We start from the raw sequence: 3,041 nt of genomic DNA on the forward strand, positions 1-3,041 counted from the left end.
CCCGGCCCGGGCCGGGGGTCGCGGCGCGTCATAGTGGGTGCCGTGCGGAAGATCTATGTCATCGGGATCGGCGCCGGCGACCCCGACCACCTGACCCTGCAGGCGGCCAAGGCGATCGGGCGGACCGACGTGTTCTTCCTGATCGACAAGGGCGAGGCCAAGGACAGCATGATCGAGCTACGGCGGCGGCTGCTCAAGGGGTACGCCCGGCCGAGCCGGCGCATCGCGACGGGCCAGGACCCCGATCGCGACCGCATGCCGGACGACTACACCGGCACCGTCGACGACTGGCGCAGGCGCCGGTCGGCGATGACCGAGGCGCTGATCACCGAGCACCTGCTCGCCGACGAGATCGGCGCCTTCCTGGTGTGGGGCGACCCGACGCTCTACGACTCGACGATCGCGATCCTCGACGAGATCTTGGAGCGCGGCGCGATCGAGTTCGAGTACGAGGTAATCCCCGGCATCAGCAGCGTGTCGGCGCTGGCCGCCAAGCACCGCGCCCCGCTCAACCGCGTCGGCCGTCCCGTGCAGATCACCACCGGCCGGCGGCTGGCCGACGAGGGATGGCCGGAGGGCGTCGACGACGTCGTCGTGATGCTGGACGGCCGCCAGGCGTTCACGGGCGTGAAGGACGCCGACATCTACTGGGGCGCCTACGTCGGCACGGCCGACGAGATCCTGCTCGCCGGGCCGGTCGAGGAGACCCGCGAGGAGATCGCCCGGGTCCGCGCCGAAGCCCGCGAACGCCACGGCTGGATCATGGACACGTACCTGCTGCGCCGCCGAGACGCCTGACCCCGCGCCGCCACCGGCTCGGGTCAGTCGTCGTCGCCCTCCAGGTCGCCCTCGGTCGCCAGGTAGACCTCTCGCAGCGCGGTCAGCGTCTCCGGGTCGGGCGAGTCCCACAGTTTCCGGTCGGCGGCCTCGAGCAGGCGCTCGGTGATGCCGTGCAGCGCCCACGGGTTCGACTTGTTCATGAACTCCTGGTTCTCCGGGTCGAGCACGTAGGACGCGGCCAGCTGCTCGTACATCCAGTCGGCCACCACGCCGGCCGTCGCGTCGTACCCGAACAGGTAGTCGACGGTCGCGGCCAGCTCGAACGCTCCCTTGTACCCGTGCCGGCGCATCGCCGCGATCCACCGCGGGTTCACCACGCGCGCCCGGAAGATCCGCGCGGTCTCCTCGGTCAGGCTGCGGGTGCGCGTCGCGTCCGGGTTGGTGGAGTCGCCGATGTACGCGGCCGGCGCCCGCCCGGTCAGCGCCCGCACCGTCGCGATCATGCCGCCGTGATACTGGAAGTAGTCGTCCGAGTCGGCGATGTCGTGCTCGCGGGTGTCGATGTTCTTCGCCGCGACCTCGATGCGCCGGTACGCCGTCTCCATGTCCGGCCGCGCGGGCACACCGTCCAGGTCCCGCCCGTACGCGAACCCGCCCCACACCGCATAGACCTCGGCCAGATCCGCGTCGTCGCGCCAGTTACGGCTGTCGATCAGCGGCAGGATCCCCGCGCCGTACGCCCCGGGCCGCGACCCGAAGATCCGGGTGGTGGCCCGCCGCCAGTCGCCGTGCTGGTCGCGGTCGGCCACGGCGTGCGCGCGCACGAAATTCTGCTCGGCCGGCTCCTCGAGCCCCGCGACCAGCCCCACAGCGTCGTCCAGCAGCGCCACCACGTGCGGGAACGCGTCGCGGAAGAAGCCCGAGATGCGCACCGTCACGTCGATCCGTGGCCGGCCTAGCTCCTCCAGGGTGATCGGCTCGATGCCGGTCACCCGGCGCGATGCCTGGTCCCAGATCGGCCGCACCCCGAGAAGCGCCAGGATCTCGGCGATGTCGTCGCCGGCCGTCCGCATGGCGCTGGTGCCCCAGGCGGACAGGCCGACCGAGCGGGGCCAGTCGCCGTAGTCCGCCCGATAGCGCGCCAGCAGTGAATCGGCCATCGCCTGGCCGGTCTCCCAGGCGAGCGCGCTCGGGATGGCCTTGGGGTCGACCGAGTAGAAGTTGCGGCCGGTCGGCAGCACGTTGATCAGGCCGCGCAGGGGTGAGCCGCTGGGGCCGGCCGGGACGTAGCCACCGTCCAGCGCGTGCAGGGTGTGGGTCAGCTCGTCGGTGGTGCGGGCGAGCCGCGGCACGATCTCGGCGGCGGCGAACTCGAGCACCCGCCGCACCTGCTCGTCGCCGGTCACCCCGGCGGCGGACGCGGGCCAGCCGGCGTCCTCCATCGCCTGCACCAGCGCGCGGGCCTCCGCCTCGACCCGATCGACCTCCTGCATCGCAGCGTCCTCGCCGAGGCCGAGCGCCTCGCGCAGGCCGGGCAGCGCGGCCACCTTGCCGGCCCACATCTGACGCGCGCGCAGCATCGCCAGCACCAGGTTGACCCGGGCCTCGCCCTGCGGCGCCGCGCCGAGAACGTGCAGCCCGTCGCGGATCTGGACGTCCTTCACCTCGCACAGCCATCCGTCGACGTGCAGGATGAACTCGTCGAACTCCTCGTCGCCGGGCCGGTCGGCCAGGCCGAGGTCGTGGTCGAGACGGGCGGCCTGGATGAGCGTCCAGATCTGGGCCCGGATGGCCGGCAGTTTCGCCGGGTCGAGCGCGGCGATGTTGGCGTGCTCGTCCAGCAGCTGCTCGAGGCGGGCGATGTCGCCGTACGACTCGGCGCGCGCCATCGGCGGGATCAGGTGGTCGACCAGGGTGGCGTGCGCGCGCCGCTTGGCCTGTGTGCCCTCGCCCGGATCGTTCACCAGGAACGGGTAGATCAGCGGGAGGTCGCCGAGCGCGGCATCGGTGCCGTCGGCGGCGGACATGCCGACGTTCTTGCCGGGCAGCCACTCGAGGTTGCCGTGCTTGCCGACGTGCACCATCGCGTCGGCCCCGAACTCGTCGGCGACCCAGCGGTAGGCGGCCAGGTAGTGGTGGCTCGGCGGCAGGTCGGGGTCGTGGTAGATGGCGACCGGGTTGGCGCCGAAGCCGCGCGGCGGCTGGACCATCACGACGACGTTCTCGTCCCGCATGGCGGCCAGCACGATGTCACCGGAATC

General features: G+C 72.2%; 2 protein-coding genes. One reads left to right on the plus strand and one right to left on the minus strand.

Features of this window, described 5'->3' with window-relative positions:
• Positions 1-42: 42 nt before the first annotated feature.
• Positions 43-798 carry a precorrin-6A synthase (deacetylating) gene (cobF, locus tag AB0M20_RS35055; RefSeq protein WP_364304746.1) on the plus strand — a complete coding sequence of 252 codons (756 nt, stop codon included), beginning with the start codon at positions 43-45 and terminating at the stop codon, positions 796-798.
• Between the two features lie 23 nt (positions 799-821).
• Here the strand turns inward: cobF and cobN are convergent.
• The coding region (gene cobN, locus AB0M20_RS35060; RefSeq protein WP_364304748.1) for a cobaltochelatase subunit CobN at positions 822-3,041 on the minus strand (2,220 nt) is incomplete at its 5' end.

The organism is Actinoplanes sp. NPDC051633 (assembly GCF_040681735.1).
Classification (GTDB): Bacteria; Actinomycetota; Actinomycetes; order Mycobacteriales; family Micromonosporaceae; genus Actinoplanes.